The sequence below is a fragment of the Roseateles aquae genome (assembly GCF_032337115.1).
Taxonomy (GTDB): Bacteria; Pseudomonadota; Gammaproteobacteria; order Burkholderiales; family Burkholderiaceae_C; genus Roseateles_C; species Roseateles_C aquae.
The window spans coordinates 53,645-79,461 of sequence record NZ_JAVXZY010000006.1; the positions used below are offsets into that span (position 1 = coordinate 53,645).

A 25,817-nucleotide genomic window follows, 5' to 3' on the forward strand; every position below is an offset into this window, starting at 1 on the left:
CCGCCCCGCCCCATGCTGCGCTCGGCCTGGCTGCTCGGCCTGTGGGTCGCGCTCTGCCCCTGCCTGGCCCAGACCACCGCCGCTGGCCCCGTGCCACCCGCGCCTGCGGCGGCCGCACCCATCGCGCTGCGGCCCAAGCTGGGCCTGGTGCTGTCGGGCGGCGGCGCCCGTGGCCTGGCCCATATCGGCGTGCTCAAGGTGCTGGAACGTGAACGCATTCCGGTCGATGTGATTGCCGGCACCTCGATGGGTGCCATCGTCGGCGGCCTCTATGCCAGCGGCATGACGGCCGCCGATCTGGAGCGCGAGCTGCTCGCCATTTCCTGGGATCGCGTCTTTGCCAGCCGGGTGGATAGGCAGCAGCTGTCGCAGCGGCGCAAGGAAGAAGACTTCGAGTTCTCCGCAGCGCTGGAACTGGGCTTTCACAAGGGCGAGTTCCGCGCCCCGCAAGGCACGCTGTCCAGCCGTGGCCTGGAAGCGCTGTTGCGCCGCTTCACGCTGCCGGTCCGTGAGGTCGACGATTTCGATCAGCTGCCGACGCCGTTCCGCGCTGTCTCCACCGATATGGAAACCGGTGGCCAGGTGATTGCCAGCCGCGGCGACCTGGCGCTGGCCCTGCGCTCCAGCATGAGCGTGCCGGGCGTGTTCGCGCCGATCGAGCTCGAAGGCCGGGTGCTGGGCGATGGCGGCCTGGTCAACAACCTGCCGGTCGACGTGGTGCGGCGCATGGGCGCCGAACGGGTGCTGGCCATCAACGTGGGCACGCCGCTGTCGGGCCGCAATGCGCTGAATTCGCTGGTCGGCGTCACCGCCCAGATGATCAACATCCTGACCGAGCAAAACGTCCAGCGCTCGATCGCCAGCCTGTGGAACGAGGATCTGCTGATCACGCCCCATCTCGGCCAGCTCGGTGCCAGCGACTTCGAACGCACCCGCGAACTGATTGCTGCCGGCGAGCGGGCGGCCGACGCCGCGCTGGAGCAGCTGCGAGCCTTTCGCACGACGGCCGACGACTATGCCGGCTGGAGCCTGGCCCGCACCCAGCACCAGCCAGCCGCACCACGGATCGCGGCAATCCGCTTTGCCGGCAGCGAGCTGACTCACCCGGAACGCTTTCGCGACCAACTCGAGAGCAAGCCCGGCCAGCTCTTCGATGCCCCCCGCGCCGAACGCGATGCGCGCTTTCTCGCCTCCTCGGGCGACTACAACCGGGTCGACTATCACGTCGAACGCGGCTCCGATGGCGACACCCAGGTCTTCCTGATGGAGGACAAGCCCTGGGGGCCGAACTACTTCCGCGTCGGTCTGGACCTGAGCACCGACTTCTCCGGTGAAAGCTCATTCAATCTGCGCGTCTCCCACAACCGCCACTGGCTGACCCCCAATGGCACCGAATGGCGCAACCAGCTGACCCTGGGCCAGACCCCGCGGCTGTACAGCGAGCTCTACCACCCGCTGCAGCAAAAGCTGGGGCCTTCGAATGACTGGTTTGTGTCCGCCTGGGGGGAGGCCGAACGCAAGCTGATCACGCTCTACGACAGCAACAGCGGCCAGGGCCGCATCCGCCTGGCGCGTAACAGCGTGCAGATCGGTGCCGATATCGGCCAGCCCTGGGGGCGGCTGGGCGAGATTCGCCTCGGACTGACGCGCGAGACCTGGCGCGTCCATCCCGATCTGATCACGGTCGACCCTGCCCAGCTGGGCATCGACGAAAATCGCGTCGATCAGGACTGGACCGAGACCGGTGCACGGTTACGCGTCGTCATCGATCAGCTCGATTTCGCCAACTTCCCGCAGCGCGGCTACCGTCTCACCTTCGACCATGTGGCCGGCAAGCAGTCGCGGCCCAACGGCCAGCGCGACAATTTCAGCCGCAGCGAGCTGCAGGCGACGGCTGTCAAGTCCTGGGGCGCCCACACGCTGAACCTGCATCTGCGCGGCTTCAACGCGCATCAACCGGACGATTCCTCGCAAGGCCCCTACACACTGGGCGGTTTCCAGCAGCTGTCCGGCTACCAGCCCGGCCAGCTGACCGGCAACACCCTGCTGTTCGGCCGCGCCAGCTATTACATGCGGCTGCGTGAAGCGCCGGTGCTGACGCGCGGTTTCTTCATCGGCGGCTCGCTGGAAGCCGGCAATGCCTGGGACACCCGCGACGCCGTCAGCCTGCGCAATCTGCGCAAGGCCGCCAGCCTCTTCATCGGCGCCGACACCGGCATCGGGCCACTCTACCTGGCCGTGGGCCGCGCCCTGCACGGCGACACCGCGCTCTACCTGTTCATTGGCCGGCCTTGAGCCCCTGAATCTGCCAGCCAACCAGCACTGTTCAGTGCAGAATCGACCGATGGGAGTCAGGCCAGCCAGGATTGCTCAGGATTGCAGCCATTTCCTTGCCTGCCTGCTGGGCGCGCTGCTGATCGGCCTTGCCGGCTCCCTGCATGCTCAGCCTGCCCAAGGCAGCCTGCGCCTGGGCACAGGCACCGAGGAGCATGAATACAACGGCATCTGGTTGCGTCGGCTCTATGCCGAAGCCGCGCGTCGCTTGGGCCTGCAACTGCAGGTGGTGATCGCACCGGCCAAACGTGCCACCGTGATGACTGAGCGCGGCGAGCTTGACGGCGAGATGATCCGAGCGCGGGCCTACGCCGAGGCGCACCCCGAGATGCTGATGATTGATGTGCCACTGGTCACCACGGTCTTCGCCATCTACGCCCGTGACGGCGCCAGCAAGGCCAATAGTCTGGCCGAGTTGCGCCAGACCAGCGGCCAGGTGGTCTTTCGCCGCGGCGTGCAGGTCTGCGAGGACGCACTGCGGGCCGCGCTTCCCGCTGAGCGCATCGCCGAGGTCGTTTCGGCCGAGAACGCGCTGAAGATGCTGGAGCGTGGCCATGCGCGCTATCTGTGCGATATGGACTCCGCCGTCAACGCGGTGCGGTCACGCGTCGGCGAGACCCTGTTGGGCAGCCGCTTGTTCAGCGTTGGCGATGCGACCCAGCTCTACCCCTTCCTCTCGGCCCGCCACACGAGCCTGGCACCGCGTTTGACGGCGACGCTGAAGAGCATGCGCGCCGAGGGTCTGATCGAGCGCTATCAAGCCGACGCACTGCGCCAGCTCAATAGCAGCGCGCCCTGACAGTCCCGATCAGAGACGCTGCTCAGCGCAGCGCCTGACGCAGCAGCGACTCGATCTGTGCCGGCTGCTCGTGAATGATCCAGTGCCCGGCGCCGGGCACGCGATGCAGTTTCAGCGATGGCACAAAGGCCTCCAGGCCATTGAGCATGGCCGGCGGCAGTGCCCGATCGGCCTCGCCCCAGATCACCGTCGTCGGCTTGTGCACGGTCACAAACTCCGGCGCGAAGCTCAGCGCCATCGCCGCCGGATCGTCGGCTGTCGGCGGGCGCATCGGCGAGGCCCGGTAGTAATTCAGCATGCCGGAGAGGCCCTGCGCCCAGAGTTCGCGATAGCGTGCCCGCCAGGCCTCGTCCAGCCAAGCAGCCTGCCCGCCTGCCAGATCCCCGAAGAAGGCGAACAAGCCGGCGTAGTCGTCGGCCGCCAGCTGGGTTTCGGCCTCGGGCCGGCACAGCCGGTTCATGTAGGCGCTGGCCTCGCGCTGTGCCGGGTTGAGCTGCAACTCGCGCAAAAAGGTGCCCGGATGCGGCGAGTTGATGATCACCAGCTGATCCAGCATGGCCGGCCGCTGCACCGCCAGATTCCAGGCCACGGCACCGCCCCAGTCATGCGCGACCAGGGCCGCCAGCGGCCCGTCGCCAGTTGCGGCGATCAGCGCGGCAATGTCCTGAACCAGATGCTTGGCCCGGTAGGCCTCGACCTCGCGCGGCCGGCTGGAGCGTTCGAAACCGCGCAGATTCGGTGCAATGCAGCGGAACTGCCCGGCCAGACCCTGAATCAGCTCGTCCCAGATGAAGGCGGCTTCCGGAAAGCCATGCAGCAAGACCAGCCGCGGCGCACCCACCGGCCCCGCCACCCGGCAGGACAGCGTGATGCCATGCGGCAAGGCCACATCGATGCAATCGATCATTCTGGGTCTCCCTGAGCCCCAGTATCAGCGCCGGCTCGTGCAGCGCTCTGTCATTCCGGCGACAGCGGCAGGGGCGGAATTTCCCCGACCTCGGGCGCCAGCTTGGCCTGGCTGACCCAGTCGTGCAGGATGTGGGCGACGTCGCTGACGCCGCTCTTCTTCAGCGCCGAGAACAAGGTCACCGCGACGTCCGATTCCTCGGTCGCCAGTTCGCCCAGGAACTCCTGGCACTGGGCCAGCGCGGCCTGCTGCTCCTTGCGATTGAGCTTGTCGGCCTTGGTCAACAGCACCAGCAGCTTGATCTCGCCGCTGCCCACCCGGGGGGCAACAAATTCCAGCAGCTGCTTGTCCAGATCGGTCAGGCCCAGGCGCGAGTCCACCATCAGCACGACACCGGAAAGGCTGCGACGCACCTCCAGGTAATCGGCCATCACCTTCTGCCAGCGCAGCTTGGCCGAGCGCGCCACCGCCGCATAGCCATAGCCGGGCAGGTCGGCAAACAAGGCGTTCGGCGCGTCCTTGGGACCCAGCTCGAACAGATTGATGTGCTGGGTGCGGCCCGGCGTCTTCGACGCAAAGGCCAGGCGCTTCTGCTGGGCCAGCGTGTTGATCGCCGTCGACTTGCCGGCATTGGAGCGGCCGACGAAGGCAATCTCGGGCAGTTCGGTGGCCGGCAGATGGACGAGTTGGCTGGCCGTGGTCAGGAACCGGGCAGTGTGTGTCCAGCCCAACACCGTCTTGTCGGAGGGCCCTGCTTCGCCCTCGGAAAGAGCGTTTGGAGCCTGTGTCTTGGTGGTGTCAGTCATGAAGTTCCCGATCTTGTTGGTTTGCCATTGTAAAATCCGCCGGTTGCGCTTACCGAACCCCAAACTCATGAAGAATGCCGCATCCCTGGTCACTGGTCTGGTCTCTGGCCTTTTGAGCCTCACGTTCGCAGCCGCCGCTGTCGCCAATGAGGCGCCCGCCGCCGCCAAGCCTGATCTGGCCAAGGGCCAGGCGATCTCTACCCAAGTCTGCGCAGCCTGCCACACGGCCGACGGCACGCGCGGTAGCCCGGCCAATCCGATTCTGCAAGGCCAGCATGCCGACTATCTGGTCAAGCAGCTGGGCGAATTCAAGTCGGGCAAGCGCAATAACGCAGTGATGAAGGGCATGGCCTCGACGCTGTCCGATGAAGACATGAAGAACGTTGCCGCCTTCTATGCCTCCAAGCAGGCCAAGCCCGGCTTCGCCAAGAACAAGGATACCGTGGCCCTGGGCGAGAAGATCTACCGCGGCGGCATTGCCGATCGCCAGATCCCCGCCTGCGCCGGCTGCCACAGCCCGACCGGCGCCGGCATCCCGGCCCAGTACCCGCGTCTGGCCGGCCAGCACAGCGACTACACCGAGGCGCAGCTCAACGGCTTCCGCGCCGGCACCCGCGGCAACAGCGCCCAGATGGTGGCCATCGCGGCCAAGATGAATGACCGCGAAATCAAGGCCGTGGCCGACTACGTCGCCGGCCTGCGTTGAATGACGGTGTTGGGCGAATGAGCAGGTGGCGGCCCTCGGCCCCAGCTACCCGCTGACCCTCTCAGCAACAAGACTTTTCTGACAAAGGCCGGTGCAACCCACCGGCCTTTTGCATTTTCCCAAGGTCTCAAGACGCTTGAGCCGCGACAATCCCGCCATGTCCGAGTTTGCCCCGTCTACCGAGCCCCTGCTGGATCCGCCGGCGCCGCCCTCCCCCGCGAGGCCGCCGCAGGCGAGCTTCGGCCGCGAGCTGTTCGAGCTGCTGGCCTCGATGCGCTTCGCGATCACGCTGCTGACGGTGATCTGCATCGCCTCGGTGATTGGCACCGTCGTCAAGCAGCGTGAACCGCTGAACAACTACGTCAATCAGTTCGGGCCCTTCTGGTCGGAGGTGTTCGGCCGCTTCGATCTCTACACCGTTTACAGCGCCTGGTGGTTCCTGCTGATCCTCGGCTTTCTGGTCGTCTCGACCAGCCTGTGCATCGCCCGCAACACGCCCAAGATCATCCAGGACCTGAAAAGCTACAAGGAACATATCCGCGAACAGGCGCTGCAGGCCTTCAAGCACAAGGCGCTGGGCCATCTGGACCTGCCGCCTGAGAGCGCCTTGCACCACGCCTCGCGGGTGCTCGCCGCCGAGGGCTGGAAGGCCCGCGCCCAGGTGCGCGACCGCGGCATCATGATCGCCGCACGCAAGGGCGCCGCGAACAAAATCGGTTATCTGGCCGCGCACTCAGCCATTGTGCTGATCTGCCTGGGCGGGCTATTCGATGGCGATCTGCTGGTGCGCGCGCTGATGTGGGCACAGGGCAAGAGCGTCTACCAGGGCGGTGGCATGGTCAGCGCCGTGCCGGCCGAGCATCGGCTCTCCGAACGCACGCCCAGCTTCCGGGGCAATCTGATGGTGCCCGAGGGTGGCCGCTCGTCGACGGCCATCCTGTCCATGCCCAATGGCGTGGTGCTGCAGGATCTGCCCTTTGACGTCGAGCTCAAGCAGTTCAAGGTCGAGTACTACCCGACCGGCATGCCCAAGCTGTTCGCCAGCGAGATCGAGATCCGCGATCACGAGAGCGGCGCATTGCGCCACGCCACGGTCAAGGTCAATGAACCGGTGATCCACCGCGGCGTGGCCATCTATCAAAGCAGCTTTGACGATGGCGGCTCGCAGCTGAAGCTCAGCGCGCTGCCGCTGACCAGCGCTGGCAAGCCCTTTGCGTTGCAGGCCATCGTTGGCAGCACGACCGAGATCGACAACGGCCACGACAAGCTGATGCTGGAGTTCAGCGGCTTTCGGGCCATCAACGTCGAGAATCTCGGTGGCGACGCTGGTGGCAGCGCCACCGACGTGCGCAAGGTCGATCTGGTGGACTCGCTGCAGGGCCATCTCGGCTCTGGCGCCAAGACCAAGGGCCAGAAGGAGCTGCGCAATATCGGCCCTTCGTTCAGCTACAAGCTGGTCGATGCCGCCGGCCAGCGCCGCGAATTCAACAACTACATGCTGCCGGTGGCACTGGACGGGCAGCGCGTCTTCCTGATCGGCGTGCGTAACAGCCTGTCCGAGCCCTTCCGCTATCTGCGTGTGCCGGCCGATGAGCAAGACAGCATGGCCAGCTGGTTGCGGCTGCGCCAGGGCCTGGCTGACGTCGCGCTGCGCGAACGCGCCGCACGCCGCTACGCCGAGGCCGCCACGCCGACCGACAAGCCGCAGATGACGCCACAGCTGCAGGCCACCGCCCGCCGCGCACTGGCGCTGTTTGCCGGCGCCGAGGGCGTCAAGCCCGAGGACAAGCCGGTGCCCGGCCAATGGGGCGGGCTGGCGGCGCTGTCGCAATTCATCGACCGCGAGGTGCCCGAGGCCGAGCGCGGCCGTGTCTCCGAGGTGCTGCTGCGCATCCTCAACGGCAGCCTGTTCGAGCTGCACAAAATCGTTCGCGAGCAGGCCGGCCTGCCGGCGCCGGCCGCCGACGCGGCGACCCAGGCTTTCATGACCCAGGCGGTGCTGGCGCTGTCCGACGCGATGTTCTATCCGGCCCCGGTGCTGCTGCAGCTCGACGAGTTCAAGCAGGTGCAGGCCAGCGTGTTCCAGGTCGCCCGCGCGCCGGGCCAGAAGTTCGTCTATCTCGGTGCCGTGCTGCTGATCATCGGCGTGTTCGCGATGCTCTACATCAAGGAACGCCGGCTGTGGATCTGGCTGGAGACCGAGCCCGGCCATGCCGAGCAAAGCCGGGTGCGCATGGCGCTGTCGACCACCCGTGAATCCCCCGACACCCAGACCGATTTCGAGCACATCAGGCGCGCCTTGCTGGGCGGCGCCGACAGCAAAGGACTCCCATGAACACCGCCTCGAACACCGCCAGCCTGGTGATCGGCCGCCGCGGCCCGCTGCAGGGCCGTGATGTGCTGGACTGGCTGTTTGCCGCCCTGGTGCTGGCCGGCGCCGGCTTTGCCTTCTCGCGCTATGGCGCCGCCATGGACGGCTACGAGAAAGGCATTCTGTTGTGCGCCACGCCGGCGCTGATCGCGCTGGGCTGGTTCTGGCGGCCGCTGCGCCTGCTGACCCTCGGGGTCGGCACGGCCACGCTGCTGGCGATCAAGCTCTACCTCGGCCAGATGGACGATTTCGGCGCTGATCTGGCCGCTGCCGACAAGGTCTTCCTGCTCAAGTACATGCTGTCCAGCCAGAGCGCCATCCTGTGGATGAGCCTGCTGTTCTACATGAGCACGCTGTTCTTCTGGATGGGCTTCTTCAGCAAGAGCGACAGCGACAGCGCCGCCGAAGCCATCGGCTCGCGGCTGGCCTGGGGCGGCGTCTTCATGGCGCTCCTGGGCACCATGGTGCGCTGGTTCGAAAGCCATCAGATCGGCCCCGACATCGGCCACATCCCGGTCAGCAATCTGTACGAGGTCTTCGTGCTGTTCGCCTGGATGACGACGCTGTTCTACCTGTACTACGAAGCCCGCTTCAAGACCCGCGCGCTGGGTGCCTATGTGATGCTGGCGGTCAGCGGCGCAGTCAGCTTCCTGCTCTGGTACACGGTGGCCCGCGAGGCGCAGGAAATCCAGCCGCTGGTGCCGGCCTTGCAAAGCTGGTGGATGAAGATCCATGTGCCGGCCAATTTCGTTGGCTACGGCACCTTTGCGCTGTCGGCCATGGTGGCCTTGGCCTATCTGCTGAAGACCGAGACACTGCGCGCGCTGCTGATCGGGCTGATCGGCGTGCCCACCGGCCTGATCGGCCTGATCCTGGCCGTGCGCTTCGGTGCCACGCTGCCGGCCGAGACGGTGGCCGGCCTCAATGGCTGGGCCGGCAAGATGGCCGGCGTGCTGGTCTTCTTCGCGATCTGCGTGGCGCTGCGCAAGCCGCTGACCGCCCGCCTGCCCTCGGTGGAGCTGCTCGACGACCTGATGTACAAGGCCATCGCCCTGGGCTTCGCCTTCTTCACCATCGCCACCATCCTCGGTGCCTTCTGGGCCGCCGAGGCCTGGGGCGGCTACTGGAGCTGGGACCCGAAGGAAACCTGGGCGCTGATCGTCTGGCTGAACTATGCGGCCTGGCTGCATATGCGCCTGATGAAGGGCCTGCGCGGCAAGGTCTCGGCCTGGTGGGCGCTGGTCGGCCTGGTGGTCACCACCTTCGCCTTCCTGGGCGTCAATATGTTCCTCTCTGGCCTGCATTCCTACGGCACTTTGTGAGTGTGCTCAGCGGCACTGCAGAAAGAAGCCAAGTGGCGTAAGGTTTCGCATCTGCTGAGCGACTGCCGCTCAGCATCACTGAAAGCCGCCACCATGCATCTGCCGCGCAATCGTTCAGGCCTGCTGATCCCCAGCAGCGAAATCACCCCGCAATCGGTCTACGAAGGCCGGCGAGACTGGCTGCGCCTGATGGCCTCGGGCGCTGCCGGCGCGGCACTGGCCAGTTGGGCCGGCCGCGACGCGCTGGCCCAGGGCAGCAAGCTGGCCTCGGTCAAGAGTGCGGTCGCCGGCGCGATGGCGAGCGACAAGCCGACCAGCTACGCCGACGCGACCAGCTACAACAACTTCTACGAATTCGGCACCGACAAGTCCGATCCGGCCCAATACGCCCGCACGCTGAAGCCGCGGCCCTGGAGCGTCAGCGTCGAGGGCGAGGTCGGCAAGCCCGGCGTGTTCGACCTTGATGCGCTGCTCAAGTTGGCGCCGATGGAAGAACGTATCTACCGGCTGCGCTGCGTCGAGGGCTGGTCGATGGTGATTCCCTGGATAGGCTACTCGTTGGCCGAGCTGATCAAGAAAGTCGAGCCCACGTCCAAGGCCAAGTTCGTCGAATTCACCAGCCTGGCCGACCGCAGCCAGATGCCTGGTGTGCGCTCGTCCGTGCTGGACTGGCCCTATGTGGAGGGCCTGCGCATCGATGAAGCCATGCACCCGCTGGCCATGCTGGTGTTTGGCATGTATGGCGAGATCCTGCCGAATCAGAACGGCGCGCCGCTGCGCCTGGCCGTGCCCTGGAAATATGGCTTCAAATCGGCCAAGAGCATCGTCAAGATCCGCTTTGTCGAGAAGCAGCCGGTCAGCAGCTGGACCAAGGCCGCGCAGCAGGAGTACGGCTTCTATTCCAACGTGAATCCCAATGTCGAACATCCGCGCTGGAGCCAGGCCAGCGAGCGCCGCATCGGTGACGGCGCCTTCGCCAAGAAGCGCCCGACGCTGATGTTCAACGGCTACGAGGCCCAGGTCGCCTCGCTCTATGCCGGCATGGATTTGCGCAAGAACTACTGATGAGCACCGTCGCACCGAAGACGGTCGCCACATCGCCGGCCGGCCGGCCAAGCGCTGCGCGCCGCTCGCCCTGGCTGCACCCGGCCGCCAAGCCACTGCTGTTCATCGTCTGCTGCCTGCCGCTGCTCTACCTGATCTGGGCCGCCACGCAAGACCAGCTGGGCGCCAATCCGGCCGAGGCCTTGATACGCCGGCTGGGCGACTGGGCGCTGCGCGGCCTGTGCCTGACGCTGTCCATCACGCCGCTGCGCTTCATCAGCAAACAGCCGGCCTTGCTGCGCTTTCGCCGCATGCTGGGCCTGTTCAGCTTCGCCTATGGCAGCCTGCATCTGGCGGCCTACGCCTGGCTGGACATGGGCCTGGAGTTCGCCGACATCGCCCACGATATTGCCAAGCGCCCCTTCATCCTGATGGGCTTTGCCGCCTGGGCGCTGATGCTGCCGCTGGCCGCCACCAGCTTCAACCGGGCCATCAAGGCGCTGGGCGGCAAGCGTTGGCAATGGCTGCACAAGCTGGTCTACGCGGTAATCGTGATCGCCCTGCTGCACTTCATCTGGATGCGCGCCGGCAAGAACAACTTCGCTGAACCGGCGGTGTATGGCGCGGTGATTGCACTGCTGCTGGGCTGGCGTCTGCTCACTGCGATTCGCCAGCGCCGCGCCTCATAGCTTGCGCAAGACCATCAGCACCAGATAGCCGATGGCCAGGGCTCCATGCATCAGCACGAAAAAGCGCACCGAGGCCGGCCAGGCCACCGGCAGGCGCTGCATCTCGCCGGGCAGCAGCGAGCCCTTGGCATCCAGGGCCTGGCCCAGCGCCGGGTCAAAACAGCCCAGCAGACCCTCGTAGCGGATCAGCCGCGCGATGCTGCTGGCATACAGCCGGAATAGCATCAGAGTCAGCAAGATACCGACGACAGCCAGCACAAAAGGCACGATCAGCAGCAGCCTCGATTGCAGCGCTGTCAGTTGCTCGCCCATGGACATGCCGACGAAAACCGCCGCAGCTGAGATAATCACGGTGTTTCCGCTGACGATCAGCTGCTCGTAATGGCGGGTCCATTGCTGAGCTTCTGTGTAGAGCTGGCGCACCGTACCCAATGTGGGCTCCTGCAAGGCTGGTTGCTTGGGCGAATCGGCGCTATCCATCTGCGGTGCTTTGGGGTGGTGGCTGAGTCCCGGATTCTCGGCCCGGCCCACAGCCGTTTTATCAGCGTTTTCACGTGCCTTCACGCGCATTTGCGCGCCGCAAAGAGCCCCTGGGCTCGATTTTGATTCGCATGAACACAGCTTCCGTCGTCCTGATCACCGGCGCCGCCAAACGGCTGGGGCGCGCGATCGCCCTGCACCTGGCCGCACAGGGGCACGACATTGCCGTGCACTACCGGCACTCGGCCGCCGAGGCCGAGACCTTGCTGGCCGAGTTGCGTGCGCTGGGCGTCCGGGCGGCTGGCTTCCCGGCCGACCTGTCGAGCGAACAAGACTGCCTGGCCCTGGTGCCCGCCGTGCTGGCGCACTTCGGTCGGCTGGATGCCGTGGTCAACAACGCCTCGCTGTTCGACTACGACGATGCTGTGAGCTTCAGCTTCGCGCATATGGATGCGCACTGGCGGGCCAACACCGCCGCACCCATCGTGCTGACACGGGCCCTGCATCAGCATGCACGGCAGCGCCAAGCGCAGGCCTGCGTCGTCAATCTGCTCGACCAGAAGCTCTGGAACCCCAACCCCGACTACCTGTCCTACACCTTGTCCAAGGCGGCGCTGGAGAGTGCCAACACCTTGCTGGCCCAGGCCTTCGCGCCCTGGCTGCGGGTCTGCGCGGTCGCGCCCGGCGTGACGCTGCCCTCTGGCCCGATGAATGAGGCCGAGTTCGAGGCCGCGCGGCGGCTGACGCCGCTGCAGCGCTCGTCAACCCCCGAGGATCTGGCCCGCGCCGTGAAGTTCCTGATCGATTCCCCCGCCATCACCGGCACCACCCTGCTGGTCGATGGCGGCCAGCATCTGGCTGGGCAGGCCCGCGACGTGATGTTCCTTGTCCCGCCCAGTTCCGAGAAAGCTCCCTGATATGCACAGCCCGCTTGCGCACCCCACCCTGCTCGATTGCCGCCGCCTCTTCCTGCGCGACTACGAGGTCTGGATCAATATCGGCGTTCACGATTTCGAGAAACGCGGCGAGCAGCGCGTGCTGATCAATGTCGATCTCTACATCCCGCTGGCCGTCTCGACGCCCAAGGCCGATGAACTCGATGAAGTGGTCGACTACGACTTCATCCGACGCACCATTGCCGAGCGCGTCGGGCGTGGCCATGTGCATCTGCAGGAAACGCTGTGTGACGACGTGCTGGCACTGATGCTGGCCCACCCGCGCGTGCGCGCCGCGCGGGTCTCGACCGAAAAACCCGATGTCTACCCGGACTGTGACGCCGTTGGCGTTGAAGTCTTCGGGCTGAAGTCCCAATGAGCAAGGAAGTACCGATGAGTGACGACACCCTCGCCACCGCAGAATCTGGCGTTGATACGGCGGCCGAAACCGCTGCCGAGAAGAAGCACGCCCACGAGATGAACAAGCTGTCCAAGCGCCTGCACCGCCAGGTCGGCCAGGCGATCGGCGACTTCAACATGATCGAGGACGGCGACAAGGTCATGGTCTGCCTGTCCGGCGGCAAGGACAGCTACTCGCTGCTCGACATCCTGATCAACCTGAAGCAGCGTGCGCCGATCAAGTTCGACATCGTCGCCGTCAACCTCGACCAGAAGCAGCCCGGCTTCCCGGCCGAGGTGCTGCCGACGTATCTGAAGAGCATCGGCGTCGATTTCCATATCGAGACACAGGACACCTACTCCATCGTCAAGCGCCTGGTGCCCGAGGGCAAGACGACCTGCAGCCTGTGCTCGCGGCTGCGGCGCGGCATCCTCTATCGTGTGGCCGGTGAACTCGGCGCGACCAAGATCGCGCTGGGCCATCACCGCGACGACATCGTCACCACGCTGATGCTGAACATGTTCTTCGGCAGCCGCATGAAGGGCATGCCGCCCAAGCTGGTCAGCGACGACGGCAAGAACGTCGTCATCCGCCCGCTGGCCTATGTGCGCGAGTCCGACCTCGCCGCCTGGGCCGAACATCGCCAGTTCCCCATCATTCCCTGCAACCTCTGCGGCAGTCAGGAGAATCTGCAACGCGCCACCGTCAAGGCCATGCTGCAGGACTGGGACAAGAAGTTCCCCGGCCGGGTCGACAATATGTTCACGGCCATGGGCAATATCGTCACCTCGCACATGATGGACAGGAACCTCTTCCCCTTCCAGACCATCAAGGCCACCGGCGTGCCCGATGCCAATGGTGACATCGCCTTCGATGAAGACGAGAGCTGCGAAACGCCCAAGCCGGCAACAATTCAGATCGTGCGCTGACTTCGGCGCATTGGAAAAGCAAACGGGCCCCGCGGGGCCCGTTTTTCTTGCCAGCAGACCCGAAGGTCTGACTGCGACTTACTCGCTCAGCGGCGTCGCCCAGGCGATGTCGAAGCGGCTCAGCGCGTGGATCTTGTCTTCGACCTGCAAGAAACGGTTGCCAGCCACCTCACCGACCGCCTTGACGACCCTGGGGTGGTACTTGCGCAGCAGCTTCAACTCGGCATCAGCCAGACTCAGATAGTCCTTGGAGGCGACCTTGGCCTGCGGGCCTGTCATTTCGCCATTGCTGTTGACGGCAGCCACCACCATACGGGTCAGCTCACGGTTCAGCTTGTTCAGTTCGGCCGCATAGGCGTCGTAGATCGGCGTGAACTTGGCGGTCTGGGCGGCATCCAGCTTCAGGTTGTGCAGCACGACGGACTTGCGATCGGTACGCAGCTTGTCGCGCACGGACTGAATGCGAGCCGCATCGGCTGCCGGGGACTGCTCGGCCATCGCAGGCAGGGCCAAAGACAGCGCCAGGCCAGCACAGGCCAGAGCACGCAGCAGGGGGATGCGAACCAGCATCAGAATCTCCTCAAAATAACGAAAACTGCCTTGACGGCTTTATCAAAGAACCACTGGGCAACGCCCGGGCGGTTCAACAGCCACCGGAGTGTTTCAGCACACCGGGTACAAGTCAATGACGTTTTCTCGCATCAGGCATTCGACTGGGCGCCACGCGCCTAGCGTCCCCCTGGGCATTGGCTGCACAAGATTCATACAAATCCTGAACAAGCGAGATACAGGGCAGCAACAGGTGTGTCCCTACAATGAACTGACCCACTTGCATGGAGGCAAGCATGAAAAGACGAGTTCTTCTCACCGCCATCGGCACGACCGCGCTGATCACCTTGATCAGCGCTTGTAGCGGCCCCTACTCGATCAGCGCCGACGTCAGCAGCTTTGGCAGCTGGCCCGCCGATCGCAAGGCCGGCAGCTTTGCCTTCGAACGCATGCCCTCGCAGCAGCAAGACGGCGCCCGCCAGGCCGAACTCGAAGCGCAGGCGCAGGCCGCACTGGAGAAGGCGGGCTTCAAGCTCGCCAGCGACGCCAAGAGCGCCGACGTGCTCGTTTCTCTGGGCGTGCGCGTCAGCCCGCAGGATCGTTCGCCCTGGGACGACCCGCTGTGGTGGCGCTGGCATGGCAATTACGGCCACTGGCGCTACGGCACTCGCGGCAACGCCATGCTGTGGACCGAGAAGCGCTATGACCGCGAAGCCGCTATCTTGCTGCGCGATCGGGCCAGCAGCGAACCGCTGTACGAGGCCCGCGCCAGCAATGACGGCATGACCATGGGCAACAAGGAATTGGTCGGCGCTCTGTTCGAAGCCGCGCTGAGCGAGTTCCCCAAGATTCAGCCGGAACCGCACCGGGTGGTCGTGCAAGTCGCACGCTGAACAGGCGGCAGCGTCAGCTGGGGTGCCGGGCCGTCACCGGCTGGCCGCCATAATCGCGGCCTTGCACCAACCAGTTTGCAAAGAATCCTATGGCGCTGAATATTGTCATCATGGCCGCGGGCAAAGGCACCCGCATGAAGTCTGCCCTGCCCAAGGTGCTGCACAAGCTGGCCGGGCGCTCGCTGTTGCAGCATGTGCTGGGCACCACCTCAGCCTTGCCGGCTGAGAGCCGTATCGTCATCACCGGCCATGGTGCCGAGCAGGTCGAACAGGCGGTGGCAGGCCCCGGCATCAGCTTCGTGCGCCAAATGCCGCAGCTGGGCACCGGCCATGCCATCCAGCAGGTCGTGCCGGCGCTGAAGGGCGAAGGCACGACGCTGATCCTCAACGGCGATGTGCCGCTGATCAAGGCCGAGACGGCACGTCGCCTGGTCGAAGCCTGCGATGGCCGCGCCCTGGTGCTGCTGACCATCGATCTGGCCGACCCCAGCGGCTATGGCCGCATCGTCCGCGAAGGTGGCCGGGCCGATGGCCATGTGCTGGCCATCGTCGAGCACAAGGACGCCACTGCCGAACAACGCGCCATCCGCGAGGGCTATACCGGCATGATGGCCGCGCCCACCGGCGCGCTGAAGCGCTGGGTTGGCCAGCTGAACAACAACAACGCCCAGGGCGAGTACTACCTGACCGACATCGTTGCGATGGCGGTCGCCGAGGGCGTGCCGGTGCTGGGCGTGGCCGCACCGAACGAGACCGAGGTGCTGGGCGTCAACAGCCCGCTGCAGCTGGCCGATCTGGAGCGCCGTTTCCAGCGCGAGCAGGCAGACACCTTGCTGGAAGCCGGCGTGCGTCTGGCCGATCCGGCCCGCTTCGATCTGCGTGGCCGCCTGAGCTGCGGCCAGGATGTCGAGATCGACGTCAACTGTGTGTTCGAAGGCGAGGTCAGCCTGGGCGACGGCGTGCGCATCGGCGCCAACTGCGTGATCCGCAATGCCAGCATCGCCGCCGGTGCGCGCATCCATGAGTTCACCCATATCGACGGCGAAAGCGCCGGCGTCAGGGTCGGCGAAGGCGCGCTGATCGGGCCGTTTGCCCGCCTGCGCCCCGGCGCCGATCTGGGCGCCGAGGTGCATATCGGCAACTTCGTCGAGGTCAAGAACTCCACGCTGGCCAAGGGGGCCAAGGCCAACCACCTGGCCTATCTGGGCGATGCCACCGTCGGCGAGCGGGTCAACTACGGCGCCGGTGCCATCACCGCCAATTACGACGGTGCCAACAAGCACCGCACCGTCATCGGCGCCGATGTCCATGTCGGCTCCAATTGTGTGCTGATTGCACCGGTCAATCTCGGCGCCGGTGCCACCATCGGTGGTGGCTCGACCATCACCAAGGACGTCGCGGCCGGCGAACTGAGTGTGGCGCGTGGCAAACAGGTGGCGATCAGCGGCTGGCAACGCCCGGCCAAGAAGCGCTGATCGCGTCCAATCGCGCGCTGAAAGCAACAGCCGAGCGTGACAAAAGCACGCTCGGCGCCTAGCATGGGCCTCAAGTGCTGCCCTGCCCCCGGTTCATGGGGCAGCAAAACGCCCCGCTACGTCTAGCATTCAGCATGTAGTTGGATTGGAAGACCATCATGGCGCGAACCCCTGTTGAAGACGCAGCCCTGCCCACGCAGGCCCTGCAGCAGCCAGACGGCGCGCCCGAGCATTTGGCCATCGACATCCACCTGCCCGGCCTGGATCCGGCACAAGAACAGCAGCAGGACCAGCTCGCCCGCGCCGAGGCGCTGGAGCAACTGGCCCTCTACCATGCCCAATGCGATGACGCAGCCAGCGCCTGCTGGTACCTCTGCCGCAGCCTAGGGCTGGCACGCCAGCAGGAGCCCGGCGAGCCCAATCTGGAACTGCTGTTCGAACTGCTGGGCGCGCTGGCTGACCTGCCCGCCGAAGTCTCGGCCGCGCCGCTGCCAGAAGCCGTCGGAGAGGCCGATGGCTTGGGCATCTTCGAGCTCTGCCACCAGTTGGCCAGCGCCCGCGAACTGACGCAGGCGGCCTGGACCGAGTTGCAGGACGACAGCGAGCTGCCAGCCTGCCCCAGCGCAGCCGCCCACCAACTGCACTGATTCGGCCATCGGCGGGCCTGACCCGCCTCAGGTTTGTGCGCATTGCGCCACTGCTTCCAGAGCGCGAAGCTCGGGCTCTCAACACATCGGGAGCCACGATGAAAGTCCTCAAATATCTGTTGCTCACGCTGCTGGGCCTGATCGCCCTGCTCTATCTCGGCGGCATGGCAATAACACCGAAGTTCCACGTCGTTCGCAGCGCCCAGATCCAGGCCCCGCCGGAGCGCGTCTATGCGCTGGTCGCCAGCCCGCGGCAATGGAAACAGTGGTCGGTCTGGAATCAGCGCGATCCCAAGATGCAGATTGACTACAGCGGCCCTGAGTCTGGTGCGGGCGCCGTCTGGGCCTGGAAAAGCCAGACAGAAGGCGACGGCCGGATGACGTTCACCGCCGCCGAGCCGGCGCGCCGTGTCGCCTATGACCTGTTCTTCCCGGACTTCGGCACGACCAGCAGCGGCGACCTGCGCTTCGAGCCCCGCGACGGCGGCACGCTGGTCACCTGGACCATGGATGGCGATATCGGCAGCAACCCGCTGTTCCACTGGATGACGCTGTTCTCGGACAGCATGGTCGGCAAGGATTTCGAGGCGGGGCTGAAGGGGCTCAAGCAGGTCGCAGAAGCACATTGAGGCCGTGGCCGCCGGGCTTGGCAGGCCCTGCTCAATTTCGCAGCACCGCGACTTTGCATCAGGAAAATCAATCACTTGGCGCCGCCGCCCGCAGCTTCCCCACGGACTTATCCACAAGCACTGGGGACAGTCACGGGTGAGGCTGCGCGTGCGCGATCAATGCGCCAACCGCCCTCTTAGTTTGCGCAGCACAGAACGATGCGCCGGACAGCCTGATCGGCGCTTGAGAAAAAGGGATATCCACAAGGCCAGTGCGGCGCAGCAAGCTACATCGCGTCGGCCCACCGCTAGACGCGCCCAAGGCTCGGCGCGTGGGTGTGCGCGCCTTAGTGGCTGCGCTGCGCGCGCTCGTAGGCGGCAATCAGGCGGCTGACGCGGGACACCGACAGGGCCAGCTCCTGCGCCAAGCCGGTCATTGACAGTCCACCGTCGGTGTGGGCGCGATAGAGCGCCTCCTCGCGGCTGCCGCAGTCGCGCAGCCAGTCGCGCCAGCCCCGCGCGCGCAAAGCCGACGCGGCGCGAGTGGACTGTCGCCCCTGCGTCTGCAGCAGCTGCCGCTGTGCAGCCGCGAACTCGGCGTCACCGAGGAAGACCTGATGCCGCAGATGCGGCCAGATGTCGAGGCCGGGTTCGCTGGCCACCAGTTTTTCGTAGCGCTGCGCAGCCCGCTTGCGCTCGGCAGCGCCGGCAATCGGCCGGCCCTGCACAAAGCCCAGCAGGCCATCGACATCCAGCCAGTCTGGTGCCGGCTCATTGCCGCAATGGGCAGCATGGCTGGACCAGGGCCAGGCCAGCGAGGACTTGGCCAGGCCTTCGCGTACGGCCGCCAGTTCCACGTAGCGACAGACATCAAGCAGCCGTTTTTCTCGGTCAACCAGCACCGCCTTGAAGCGGCCCTGAAACAGATGACCGTGGCCACCATGGCGGCGGTTGAAGCCCTGGGTGTAGACGCCGTTGAGATGACGCATCAGCCGCGACAGATTGGCCTGCCGCGTGTAGAGCACCAACTCGTAGTGATGGCTGCCCAGGTGGTAGGCAAGCACCTGAGCATCGAAGCGCTGCATCGCCTGCGCGATGACACCGAGCAGTGCACGGCGGTCCTCGTCGTCGCTGAACACCACCGCACCCGCCTCGGCCTTGGAGCTGAGGTGGTAGACGGCACCCGCATATTCGATCCGCAGTGGTCTGGCCATGAAGCCAACTTAGGCCACGGCCGCTCAAAAGGCAAGGACTGACCCCCATGGGCGGGGGGCGCATCACGTCAGCGCTTGGTCTGCATGCCGTCCAGCACCTTGAGCACCGCGTCGTCACCCATATTGCGGGCATCGGCCAGTTCACCACCGTTGGTCGCACCGACCAATTGACCGTCTGCGCCCAACACGGCCACTGCCGGAATGCCCTTCTTCAGCGACACGCCCATCTGCTCGGCGACATCGAGATTGCGATTGAAGCGGCCAACGTCGACCTTCACGGTCACATAGCGCTTGGCCACCGGCCCGGCCAGCGTGCCATCGCTCATCTTGCGGTCCAGCGCCTGGCAGTCACCGCACCAGTTGGCGCCGTAAACCACCAGCACCTGCTTCTTGGCAGCGGCGGCCTGGGCGACCGCGCGGTTCAGATCGGCGCGGGCATCGGCCTGCTCGTTGTAAACCTGCTTGACTGGCGCCGCGGGCTGCACCGTCGTTTGGGCAGCCAGCGACAGGCCCAGACCCAGCCCCAAAGCCAGCAGACCGAAATTGCGAAATGAGAGGTTGAATGCGTTCATGGTCACAGTTTGCCAGCAGACTTGAGGTACAAACAGTGCCCTCTTTCACTTCACGGAACCCCATCGATGGCCAGCGCCCTGTTTGCCCTGTTGGACGATATCGCCACCCTGCTCGACGACGTCGCCCTGCTCAGCAAGGCAGCGGCCCAGAAGACCACCGGCGTGCTCGGCGACGATCTGGCCCTGAACGCCCAGCAGGTCAGCGGCGTCAGCGCCGAGCGAGAACTGCCGGTTGTCTGGGCAGTTGCCAAGGGCTCGATGCGCAACAAGGCCATCCTGGTCCCGCTGGCGCTGGCGATCAGTGCGCTGGCGCCCTGGGCCGTACTGCCGCTGCTGATGCTCGGCGGCGCCTATCTGTGCTTCGAGGGCTTCGAGAAGGTGCTGCACAGCTGGCAGCACCGCCATGGGCAAGAACTGACCCCCGAGGAGCAGGCCGAGGCCGAGCAACTGCGCCGCCCCGACGTCGATCTGCTTGCCTATGAGCGCGACAAGATCAGCGGCGCCATCCGCACCGACTTCATCCTCTCGGCCGAGATCATCACCATCACGCTGGGCTTGGTGGCCGAGCAGGGCTTGGCCACGCAGCTGCTGGTGCTGTCCGGCATCGCGGTGCTGATGACGGTGGGGGTCTACGGCCTGGTCGCCGCCATCGTCAAGCTCGACGACGCCGGGCTCTACCTCAGCCAGCGCCAAGCCGGCTGGCAGCGCGGACTTGGTGGCCTGCTGCTCAGCGCAGCGCCCAAGCTGATGCGCCTGCTGGCCGTGCTCGGCACCGTCGCCATGTTCATGGTCGGTGGCGGCATTCTCGGCCATGGCTTGCCCGGCTTTGAAGCCGCGCTGCATCACATGCTCAGCGGCATCGCCCCTGCGCTGGCAACGCCACTGGGCTGGCTGGCCGAGTTGCTGCTGGGCGTGCTGGCCGGAGGCCTGGTGCTCGCCGTCGTAAGCGTGGTGCAAACACTATTCGGCCGACGACCGGGACATTGAAACTACTGAGCGCATGGGGGCTTGAAGTCGGTGGACCACGAGCACCCACGCATGGCACAGTCCGGGCATCAGTTCGCCTTCGTGCCCAGACATGCGCCCATATACCATTCCCCTGCGCCTTGCGCTTGCGTTGCTAAGCAGCGCCTTGCTGAGCAGCTGCGGCGGCGGCTCGTCCGGCGGCTCGACGAGTACAACGCCCCCTCCCACCGACGCCGGCGTGCTGCAAGACAGCACCGTCTACTCGATGGCGGCCACCGCATCGCTGCCCAGCGCCCAGGACAGCGCTGTCCAGACCACGCACAGCCTGAGCCTCAGCGATGGCAAGTTGGACTACCAGGCCGAGGCCGGCCATCTGCTGGTCAAGGACCCACAAAGCAGTGCGGCCGAGGCCAGCGTGTTCTATGTCGCCTACCAGCGCCTGGGTGTGGCCAGTGCCAGCCGGCCCCTGATCTTTTTCTACAACGGCGGGCCGGGCTCGGCCTCGGTATGGCTGCATCTGGGGGCTTACGGGCCCAAGCGGCTGGTCACCAATTTTCCGGCCGCCAATGTGCCGCAACCCTATCAGCTGGTCGACAACCAGGAGACGCTGCTGCGCGAGGCCGACCTCGTCTTTGTCGATGCCGTCGGCACTGGCTACTCCGAAGCGGTGGCGCCAAACACCAACGCCAGCTTCTGGGGCGTCGACAGCGATGCCAAGCTGTTCCGCGATTTCGTGCTGCGCTATATCGAGGCCAAGCAGCGCAAGAACTCGCCACTGCTGGTCTTTGGCGAGTCCTATGGTGGCTTCCGATCGCCGCTGCTGGCGGCCGGCCTGCTCGCCGCGGGCGCGCCGCTGCAAGGGGTGGTGCTGCAGTCGGCCATCCTCAACTACAACAGCAATTGCGCGGTGATCACCCAGCGCATCAGCTGCAGCGCCTTCCTGCCCAGTTACGCGGCCACGGCGGCCTGGTTCAAGCGCAGCACGCCGCCGAGCACCGACATCCCAGGATTTGCCCAGCAGGCGCTGGGCTTTGCCAGCAGCCAGTTCGAGCCGGCGGTGCAGCAGTACCTGAGCCTCGGCACCGTGCTGAACCCGGCGCTCGCCCAGCAACTGGCCAGCTACAGCGGCCTGAGCGCCAACAGCTGGCAGGCCAACCCGCTGCTGGGGCCGACGGCGCTGCGCACCCAGCTGCTGCCGCAACAGTTGCTGGGCCGCTATGACTCGCGGGTCAGCGCCGGCGTCAACGACGTACTGTCCGGCGAAGGCGACCCGTCCAGTACCGCGATCACACCGGCATTTCGCAGCGCCATTGCCGACCATCTGCGCCTGACACTCAAATACCAGGCCAGCAGCGCCTACACGCTGGGCAACGACGCGGTGATCCAGCAATGGGACTGGCGCCATGATGGCCATGCCTTGCCCGATGCCATTCCCGATCTGGCCCTGGCCTTCGCCCTGAAGCCGGCACTGAAGCTGCTGGTCGTCGGCGGCTATCACGACCTGGCCACGCCCTTCTGGCTGACCGAGCAAGACCTGGCCCGCCTCGGCGCCGCCCCGCCCGGCCTGAAGTTGAGCCGTCATATCGGCGGCCATATGACCTATCTGGACGACCAGGTGCGGCCCGCGCTGAAGGCCGATCTGAGCCAGTTCATCACCTCGCTGAGTGCCCCATGAAGCGTCGCCTCGCCACCACTGCCGCCATCGCCCTGCTCGCCTGCTCCGCACCGTCCCGCGCCGCGCCGCCAGCCGCGCTGCAAGACCCCGCGCTGCCTGCGCAGCTGGCCAGCCAGGCGCCACTGGCTGAACCGAGCCGCGGTGCGGCGCTGCAGGCCCAGGTGATGGCCAAGCTGGCCCGCCAGTTCCAGCAGGCCGATACGCAGCGGCGCGGCGCCCTCAGCCTGGCCGAGGCCCAGGCCGCCGGCTTTGGCTACGCGGCCCAGCATTTCGAGCAGATGGCCAGCGTCAACGCCGCCGGCCAGCGCGAGATCAGGCTCAGCGATCTGCAGGCTTTTGTGCGCCGGCAGCAGAGCCGTTGACCTGATCTGAGCGGCTCGGCCGCTGTTGCCTGGCCGTCATCGGCCCGTCATGCGCTACGCTCGTGGTTTTGCACCGCATGCGTCCGGCGCCATGAAGACACACCAAATCGAGATTCAGAAGTTCAAAGCCGCCACCAATGCCAATGGTCTGGTGCTGTTCAAGGTCGACGCCCTGGTCGCCCCCAAGGCGCCGGTCGAGGGCATAGAACCCAGCTCCATCATCAGCCTGACCGAGGCCAACGCGCGGGTGCTGATGCATTTGCTGAAGGCGCAGATCGCTGAATTCGACGCCAAGAAACCGAAAAGCCGGCACGGCCGCCACGGCTGAACTGCCCCACCGAGATCCCCCATGGAATATCCCAGCTACAACCCCGCCTCCGATTACCTGCCGCTGAGCGACGACGAACTGTCCGCGCTCGACGATATGCTGACCAAGCTGCCCAGCGACGCGGCCATGAATATCGAGGCCATGGACGGCTATCTGACCGCCCTGCTGCTGAGCCCGCAGCCGCTGGCCGAACTGCCCGGCGCGGCCTGGTTGCCCGAGGTCTGGGGCGGCGACGGTGCCGATGGCATCGCCCCCTTCGTCAGCGGCAAGCAGAAGAAGCGCGTGATGATGCTGGTGCTGCGCCATCTGCGCAGCATCGCCGTGCAGCTGAACGACAAGCCCGAGGCCTGGGAGCCCATCTTCAGCATCGCCGTTGACGAGGACGAGGAACTGACCGACGCCGAGGACTGGTGCATCGGCTTCATGCTCGGCGTTGATCTGGCCGCCGATGCCTGGGCGCCGCGCTTTGACGACGAGCAGCTGGCCGCCGCACTGGCCCCGATCGCCCTGCTTGGCGGCGATGAATCGCAGCACACGCCGGAAGAGCTGGCCCGCTTGGCCGACGCGCAGATGCGCGATGCGCTGAGCCGCGAAGTGCCCGAGGGCGTGCAGCAGCTCTGGGATGCCTGCGTCAAGAACGCGGCCTGAAGCACAGGCCGCGCAGCCCCGGCGCCGTCAGCGCGGCGCCCTGAGCGGCAGGCGCATGCGCACCAGACAGCCCAGCCCCGGGCTGCTGTGCACCTCGACCTGGCCGCGCATCAGATCGCAGACCAGGCTGTTCACCGTGCTCAAGCCGAGCCCGGTGCCGCTCTGGCCCAGCTGCGTGGTGTAGAAGGGCTCCATCACATGGTCCAGGTGCTCGGCGGCAATGCCGCGGCCGTTGTCCTGCCAATCCAGCTGCAGCTGATCGCCGTCTGGCTGCACCACGAGCAGCAGCCGGGCATCATCGCCCCGCCCCTGCCAGCCGTGCCGAACGCTGTTCTCGAACAGCTGGCGCCAGACTTCCTTCAGCGCGCCAGGATAGCCCCGCAGGCTCAGTGACGCCGGCCCGTCCAGCTTGAAGCTGAAGGCTTGTTCGGGCGCGGTTTCGCGCCATTGCGCTTCGCTGCCACGCAGCAAGGCGATCAGGTCGAACTCCATGCAGGCCTCGCTATGCTGGCTGATCGACAGCGCCTTGAAGCGCTGCACCAGCTCACCGGCACGGTCCAGAGCGCGGTCGATCACCGCGCCGCTTTGCGACAAGGCCTCCAGCGCCGCCGCCAATTCGAGCCGGCGCAAGGTATTGCCGGCCAGGCCCTCGATCAGGCTCTGGCAGCGCGCCTGCACCGTGCTGGCGGCCATCCGCGCATTGCCGAGCGGCGTGTTCATCTCGTGGGCCACACCGACCACCATCCGCGACAAGGCCAGCTGTTTCTCCTGCTGCATCAGGGTGCGCAGCGCCTCGGCCAGCTCGGCGCTGCGCTGCTCGACCTGGCGCTCCAGTTCGTCATGCGCGCGCTGCAGCGCGACCTCGGCGGCGGCGCGGATGCTGGCCTCGGCCTGGACCTTGGCCAGTGCACCACTGAGTTCCTGATTGCGCTGCGCCAGCGACAGCTCCAGCTCGCTGCCTTGGCGGGCCAGCTGCTCGTTCTCATGCAGCAGGTGGGGCCGCTCGATCACCGCATTGACCGTCTCGCCCAGCGCGCGTGAGAGCTCGCGCTTGCGCTGGCGCTCCAGGCGCAGCAGGGTCAGCGCCGCCTGCATGGCGACCTCGTCATGCCCCCACCGCCGCCCGAAGCGGCGCAGCGCATGCAGCCAGGCCTCGCGATGGCCGACCGAATTGCTGCCAGCCTGATCAAGTGCTGCCTCCAGTGCCAGCAAGGCCGGCCAGGCCTGCTCAGGCGCGCCCTCATGACACAACAGCAACACCTCGCACAACTGTGCCCACAGCTGCCAGGAGGCCTGCAGCGGTTGATCGCCACAGCCCTCGCGCAGCGCGGCCAGATGGGCGCGGCAGGGCTCGCAGCGGCCCAGTGTGGCGTTGACCACGGCCAGGTTCAGATGCGCCACCAGCCCGGCATAGACGAGGCCATGGACACGGGTGAAGGCCAGGCTCTGCCCGTGCAGCTCCAGGCACTCGCGCCAGAAGGCCTGGGCGCGCTCGGCATCCTCTTCCTCATTGGCCAGGTAGTAGGCCGCCGAGGCACCGTTGTTCAGCAGCAGCTGATAGGCCGGAGCCGGCAAATCCTCGCGCTGCTGCATCAGCGTGGCGCAGGCCTCGCGCAGCTCCGGGTACATCTCGGCCATGAACAGCACCGGGCAGCGGCTGACGCGCATCAGCCGCGCCAGCTCATGTTCGCCGGCCTGCATGTACAGCTCGCCGGCCATGGCCACGCTTTCCAGCGCCGCATGGTGCAGCTTCATCCGTGTCTGCAGCCATTGAATCGCGCGCCAGATCGCCGCCTCGGCAAGCAGCGCCTGCTGCAGCTGGGCCAGCGTCAGCAGCTCGCGCGCCTTCAACAGCAATGCCTGCGGCTCGGTCTCCGGCATCACAGCCGCGCCCATCAAGCGGAAGGCATCGAGTTCCAGTGCCTGGGCTGGGCTGAGCCGCTGAGCGGCGATCTGCTGCAGCCGCGCGGCGAAATGGGCCTGCTCAAAGCCGGTCAGCAGCTCGCGCGCCTGGCGCAAGTCCGCCTCGGCGGTGCCGGCCTGCAGCAATTCGGGCGCGGCGCTCATCGCTCGTCAATCCAGCGGCGGCTTGTTCATCGCCGCATCGTAGCGCCTGTGCGGCGCAGCACCAGCCCCCGGCTTTCGGGGCGAAAGGGCC

The 25,817-nt window shown here is 66.1% G+C and carries 26 protein-coding genes; 19 read left to right on the top strand and 7 right to left on the bottom strand.

All coding sequences use genetic code 11. The features are described 5' to 3' along the window. The first annotated feature begins 12 nt into the window (after positions 1 to 12). The gene (locus RQP53_RS15020) at positions 13 to 2,295 is read left to right on the top strand and encodes a patatin-like phospholipase family protein (protein ID WP_315651286.1); all 2,283 of its coding nucleotides are present in this window, start codon (positions 13 to 15) and stop codon (positions 2,293 to 2,295) included. A 49-nt stretch (positions 2,296 to 2,344) separates the two neighbouring features. Continuing rightward, entirely contained in the window at positions 2,345 to 3,133 is a 789-nt protein-coding gene (locus RQP53_RS15025; protein WP_315651288.1) for a substrate-binding periplasmic protein, read from the top strand. A gap of 22 nt (positions 3,134 to 3,155) precedes the next feature. On the opposite strand, the gene RQP53_RS15030 is transcribed toward RQP53_RS15025, so the two are convergent. Beyond that, positions 3,156 to 4,040 (bottom strand): alpha/beta fold hydrolase, encoded by an 885-nt coding sequence (locus tag RQP53_RS15030; protein ID WP_315651291.1) that lies wholly within the window; start codon positions 4,038 to 4,040, stop codon positions 3,156 to 3,158. A 50-nt stretch (positions 4,041 to 4,090) separates the two neighbouring features. Continuing rightward, positions 4,091 to 4,846: a ribosome biogenesis GTP-binding protein YihA/YsxC gene (gene yihA / locus RQP53_RS15035; RefSeq protein WP_315651293.1), complete on the bottom strand. Its 756-nt coding sequence runs from the start codon at positions 4,844 to 4,846 to the stop codon at positions 4,091 to 4,093. Between the two features lie 67 nt (positions 4,847 to 4,913). Between yihA and RQP53_RS15040 the strand changes: the two genes are divergently transcribed. The 5 genes from RQP53_RS15040 to msrQ all read left to right on the top strand — a co-directional run bounded on the left by RQP53_RS15040 (position 4,914) and on the right by msrQ (position 10,978). Beyond that, a complete protein-coding gene (locus RQP53_RS15040; RefSeq protein ID WP_315651295.1) occupies positions 4,914 to 5,552 on the top strand; it encodes a c-type cytochrome in 639 nt (212 codons plus the stop codon). 271 nt (positions 5,553 to 5,823) lie between these two features. Next, on the top strand, positions 5,824 to 7,887 hold the full coding sequence (locus tag RQP53_RS15045; RefSeq protein WP_315651733.1) for a cytochrome c biogenesis protein ResB: 2,064 nt from the start codon (positions 5,824 to 5,826) through the stop codon (positions 7,885 to 7,887). Then, positions 7,884 to 9,245 carry a c-type cytochrome biogenesis protein CcsB gene (gene ccsB, locus RQP53_RS15050; RefSeq protein ID WP_315651298.1) on the top strand — a complete coding sequence of 454 codons (1,362 nt, stop codon included), beginning with the start codon at positions 7,884 to 7,886 and terminating at the stop codon, positions 9,243 to 9,245. Before RQP53_RS15045 ends, ccsB begins: the two co-directional genes overlap by 4 nt. 93 nt (positions 9,246 to 9,338) lie before the next feature. Next, positions 9,339 to 10,310, top strand: coding sequence for a protein-methionine-sulfoxide reductase catalytic subunit MsrP (msrP, locus tag RQP53_RS15055; RefSeq protein ID WP_315651301.1), 972 nt, complete (start codon positions 9,339 to 9,341; stop codon positions 10,308 to 10,310). After that, positions 10,310 to 10,978 carry a protein-methionine-sulfoxide reductase heme-binding subunit MsrQ gene (gene msrQ, locus RQP53_RS15060; RefSeq protein WP_315651303.1) on the top strand — a complete coding sequence of 223 codons (669 nt, stop codon included), beginning with the start codon at positions 10,310 to 10,312 and terminating at the stop codon, positions 10,976 to 10,978. Before msrP ends, msrQ begins: the two co-directional genes overlap by 1 nt. On the opposite strand, the gene RQP53_RS15065 is transcribed toward msrQ, so the two are convergent. Then, positions 10,973 to 11,458: a hypothetical protein gene (locus tag RQP53_RS15065; protein WP_315651305.1), complete on the bottom strand. Its 486-nt coding sequence runs from the start codon at positions 11,456 to 11,458 to the stop codon at positions 10,973 to 10,975. The genes msrQ and RQP53_RS15065 overlap by 6 nt on opposite strands. A 131-nt stretch (positions 11,459 to 11,589) precedes the next feature. On the opposite strand from RQP53_RS15065, the gene RQP53_RS15070 reads away from it, so the two are divergent. The 3 genes from RQP53_RS15070 to ttcA are packed head-to-tail and all read left to right on the top strand — an operon-like array spanning position 11,590 to position 13,722. Then, positions 11,590 to 12,375 (top strand): SDR family oxidoreductase, encoded by a 786-nt coding sequence (locus tag RQP53_RS15070; RefSeq protein ID WP_315651307.1) that lies wholly within the window; start codon positions 11,590 to 11,592, stop codon positions 12,373 to 12,375. Between the two features lies 1 nt (position 12,376). After that, complete coding sequence (locus tag RQP53_RS15075) at positions 12,377 to 12,772, top strand: dihydroneopterin aldolase (protein WP_315651309.1); 396 nt, start codon at positions 12,377 to 12,379, stop codon at positions 12,770 to 12,772. Next, positions 12,769 to 13,722, top strand: a complete 954-nt coding sequence (ttcA, locus tag RQP53_RS15080; protein ID WP_434064099.1) for a tRNA 2-thiocytidine(32) synthetase TtcA — start codon at positions 12,769 to 12,771, stop codon at positions 13,720 to 13,722. Before RQP53_RS15075 ends, ttcA begins: the two co-directional genes overlap by 4 nt. A gap of 78 nt (positions 13,723 to 13,800) precedes the next feature. Here ttcA and RQP53_RS15085 read toward each other — a convergent pair whose 3' ends face one another. After that, entirely contained in the window at positions 13,801 to 14,292 is a 492-nt protein-coding gene (locus RQP53_RS15085; RefSeq protein ID WP_315651314.1) for a hypothetical protein, read from the bottom strand. 275 nt (positions 14,293 to 14,567) lie between these two features. Between RQP53_RS15085 and RQP53_RS15090 the strand changes: the two genes are divergently transcribed. From RQP53_RS15090 to RQP53_RS15105, 4 genes are all read left to right on the top strand, one after another. After that, a complete protein-coding gene (locus RQP53_RS15090; protein WP_315651317.1) occupies positions 14,568 to 15,164 on the top strand; it encodes a DUF4136 domain-containing protein in 597 nt (198 codons plus the stop codon). 89 nt (positions 15,165 to 15,253) lie between these two features. Further along, positions 15,254 to 16,639, top strand: a complete 1,386-nt coding sequence (gene glmU, locus RQP53_RS15095; protein WP_315651319.1) for a bifunctional UDP-N-acetylglucosamine diphosphorylase/glucosamine-1-phosphate N-acetyltransferase GlmU — start codon at positions 15,254 to 15,256, stop codon at positions 16,637 to 16,639. Positions 16,640 to 16,797: 158 nt separating this feature from the next. Continuing rightward, entirely contained in the window at positions 16,798 to 17,286 is a 489-nt protein-coding gene (locus tag RQP53_RS15100) for a hypothetical protein (RefSeq protein WP_315651322.1), read from the top strand. A 98-nt stretch (positions 17,287 to 17,384) separates the two neighbouring features. Next, positions 17,385 to 17,915: an SRPBCC family protein gene (locus RQP53_RS15105; protein WP_315651324.1), complete on the top strand. Its 531-nt coding sequence runs from the start codon at positions 17,385 to 17,387 to the stop codon at positions 17,913 to 17,915. A 326-nt stretch (positions 17,916 to 18,241) separates the two neighbouring features. Here RQP53_RS15105 and RQP53_RS15110 read toward each other — a convergent pair whose 3' ends face one another. After that, the gene (locus tag RQP53_RS15110; protein WP_315651327.1) at positions 18,242 to 19,108 is read right to left on the bottom strand and encodes a transposase; all 867 of its coding nucleotides are present in this window, start codon (positions 19,106 to 19,108) and stop codon (positions 18,242 to 18,244) included. A gap of 68 nt (positions 19,109 to 19,176) precedes the next feature. After that, positions 19,177 to 19,680, bottom strand: a complete 504-nt coding sequence (locus tag RQP53_RS15115; RefSeq protein ID WP_315651329.1) for a thioredoxin family protein — start codon at positions 19,678 to 19,680, stop codon at positions 19,177 to 19,179. A gap of 66 nt (positions 19,681 to 19,746) precedes the next feature. On the opposite strand from RQP53_RS15115, the gene RQP53_RS15120 reads away from it, so the two are divergent. From RQP53_RS15120 to RQP53_RS15140, 5 genes are all read left to right on the top strand, one after another. Continuing rightward, positions 19,747 to 20,667, top strand: a complete 921-nt coding sequence (locus RQP53_RS15120; RefSeq protein ID WP_315651332.1) for a DUF808 domain-containing protein — start codon at positions 19,747 to 19,749, stop codon at positions 20,665 to 20,667. A gap of 91 nt (positions 20,668 to 20,758) precedes the next feature. Further along, positions 20,759 to 22,321: a S10 family serine carboxypeptidase-like protein gene (locus RQP53_RS15125; protein ID WP_315651334.1), complete on the top strand. Its 1,563-nt coding sequence runs from the start codon at positions 20,759 to 20,761 to the stop codon at positions 22,319 to 22,321. After that, positions 22,318 to 22,683 carry an EF-hand domain-containing protein gene (locus tag RQP53_RS15130; RefSeq protein WP_315651336.1) on the top strand — a complete coding sequence of 122 codons (366 nt, stop codon included), beginning with the start codon at positions 22,318 to 22,320 and terminating at the stop codon, positions 22,681 to 22,683. Before RQP53_RS15125 ends, RQP53_RS15130 begins: the two co-directional genes overlap by 4 nt. A 91-nt stretch (positions 22,684 to 22,774) precedes the next feature. Further along, on the top strand, positions 22,775 to 23,011 hold the full coding sequence (locus RQP53_RS15135) for a hypothetical protein (RefSeq protein ID WP_315651338.1): 237 nt from the start codon (positions 22,775 to 22,777) through the stop codon (positions 23,009 to 23,011). 21 nt (positions 23,012 to 23,032) lie between these two features. After that, positions 23,033 to 23,659 carry a UPF0149 family protein gene (locus RQP53_RS15140; RefSeq protein ID WP_315651340.1) on the top strand — a complete coding sequence of 209 codons (627 nt, stop codon included), beginning with the start codon at positions 23,033 to 23,035 and terminating at the stop codon, positions 23,657 to 23,659. Positions 23,660 to 23,686: 27 nt separating this feature from the next. Here RQP53_RS15140 and RQP53_RS15145 read toward each other — a convergent pair whose 3' ends face one another. Next, positions 23,687 to 25,726, bottom strand: coding sequence for a sensor histidine kinase (locus RQP53_RS15145; RefSeq protein WP_315651343.1), 2,040 nt, complete (start codon positions 25,724 to 25,726; stop codon positions 23,687 to 23,689). Positions 25,727 to 25,817: the final 91 nt, after the last annotated feature.

Coding starts and splice junctions, on each gene's coding strand:
- RQP53_RS15020 (WP_315651286.1), top strand. CDS start 13: ATGCTGCGCTCGGCCTGGCTGCTCGGCCTGTGGGTCGCGCTCTGCCCC.
- RQP53_RS15025 (WP_315651288.1), top strand. CDS start 2,345: ATGGGAGTCAGGCCAGCCAGGATTGCTCAGGATTGCAGCCATTTCCTT.
- RQP53_RS15030 (WP_315651291.1), bottom strand. CDS start 4,040: ATGATCGATTGCATCGATGTGGCCTTGCCGCATGGCATCACGCTGTCC.
- yihA (WP_315651293.1), bottom strand. CDS start 4,846: ATGACTGACACCACCAAGACACAGGCTCCAAACGCTCTTTCCGAGGGC.
- RQP53_RS15040 (WP_315651295.1), top strand. CDS start 4,914: ATGAAGAATGCCGCATCCCTGGTCACTGGTCTGGTCTCTGGCCTTTTG.
- RQP53_RS15045 (WP_315651733.1), top strand. CDS start 5,824: ATGCGCTTCGCGATCACGCTGCTGACGGTGATCTGCATCGCCTCGGTG.
- ccsB (WP_315651298.1), top strand. CDS start 7,884: ATGAACACCGCCTCGAACACCGCCAGCCTGGTGATCGGCCGCCGCGGC.
- msrP (WP_315651301.1), top strand. CDS start 9,339: ATGCATCTGCCGCGCAATCGTTCAGGCCTGCTGATCCCCAGCAGCGAA.
- msrQ (WP_315651303.1), top strand. CDS start 10,310: ATGAGCACCGTCGCACCGAAGACGGTCGCCACATCGCCGGCCGGCCGG.
- RQP53_RS15065 (WP_315651305.1), bottom strand. CDS start 11,458: ATGGATAGCGCCGATTCGCCCAAGCAACCAGCCTTGCAGGAGCCCACA.
- RQP53_RS15070 (WP_315651307.1), top strand. CDS start 11,590: ATGAACACAGCTTCCGTCGTCCTGATCACCGGCGCCGCCAAACGGCTG.
- RQP53_RS15075 (WP_315651309.1), top strand. CDS start 12,377: ATGCACAGCCCGCTTGCGCACCCCACCCTGCTCGATTGCCGCCGCCTC.
- ttcA (WP_434064099.1), top strand. CDS start 12,769: ATGAGCAAGGAAGTACCGATGAGTGACGACACCCTCGCCACCGCAGAA.
- RQP53_RS15085 (WP_315651314.1), bottom strand. CDS start 14,292: ATGCTGGTTCGCATCCCCCTGCTGCGTGCTCTGGCCTGTGCTGGCCTG.
- RQP53_RS15090 (WP_315651317.1), top strand. CDS start 14,568: ATGAAAAGACGAGTTCTTCTCACCGCCATCGGCACGACCGCGCTGATC.
- glmU (WP_315651319.1), top strand. CDS start 15,254: ATGGCGCTGAATATTGTCATCATGGCCGCGGGCAAAGGCACCCGCATG.
- RQP53_RS15100 (WP_315651322.1), top strand. CDS start 16,798: ATGGCGCGAACCCCTGTTGAAGACGCAGCCCTGCCCACGCAGGCCCTG.
- RQP53_RS15105 (WP_315651324.1), top strand. CDS start 17,385: ATGAAAGTCCTCAAATATCTGTTGCTCACGCTGCTGGGCCTGATCGCC.
- RQP53_RS15110 (WP_315651327.1), bottom strand. CDS start 19,108: ATGGCCAGACCACTGCGGATCGAATATGCGGGTGCCGTCTACCACCTC.
- RQP53_RS15115 (WP_315651329.1), bottom strand. CDS start 19,680: ATGAACGCATTCAACCTCTCATTTCGCAATTTCGGTCTGCTGGCTTTG.
- RQP53_RS15120 (WP_315651332.1), top strand. CDS start 19,747: ATGGCCAGCGCCCTGTTTGCCCTGTTGGACGATATCGCCACCCTGCTC.
- RQP53_RS15125 (WP_315651334.1), top strand. CDS start 20,759: ATGCGCCCATATACCATTCCCCTGCGCCTTGCGCTTGCGTTGCTAAGC.
- RQP53_RS15130 (WP_315651336.1), top strand. CDS start 22,318: ATGAAGCGTCGCCTCGCCACCACTGCCGCCATCGCCCTGCTCGCCTGC.
- RQP53_RS15135 (WP_315651338.1), top strand. CDS start 22,775: ATGAAGACACACCAAATCGAGATTCAGAAGTTCAAAGCCGCCACCAAT.
- RQP53_RS15140 (WP_315651340.1), top strand. CDS start 23,033: ATGGAATATCCCAGCTACAACCCCGCCTCCGATTACCTGCCGCTGAGC.
- RQP53_RS15145 (WP_315651343.1), bottom strand. CDS start 25,726: ATGAGCGCCGCGCCCGAATTGCTGCAGGCCGGCACCGCCGAGGCGGAC.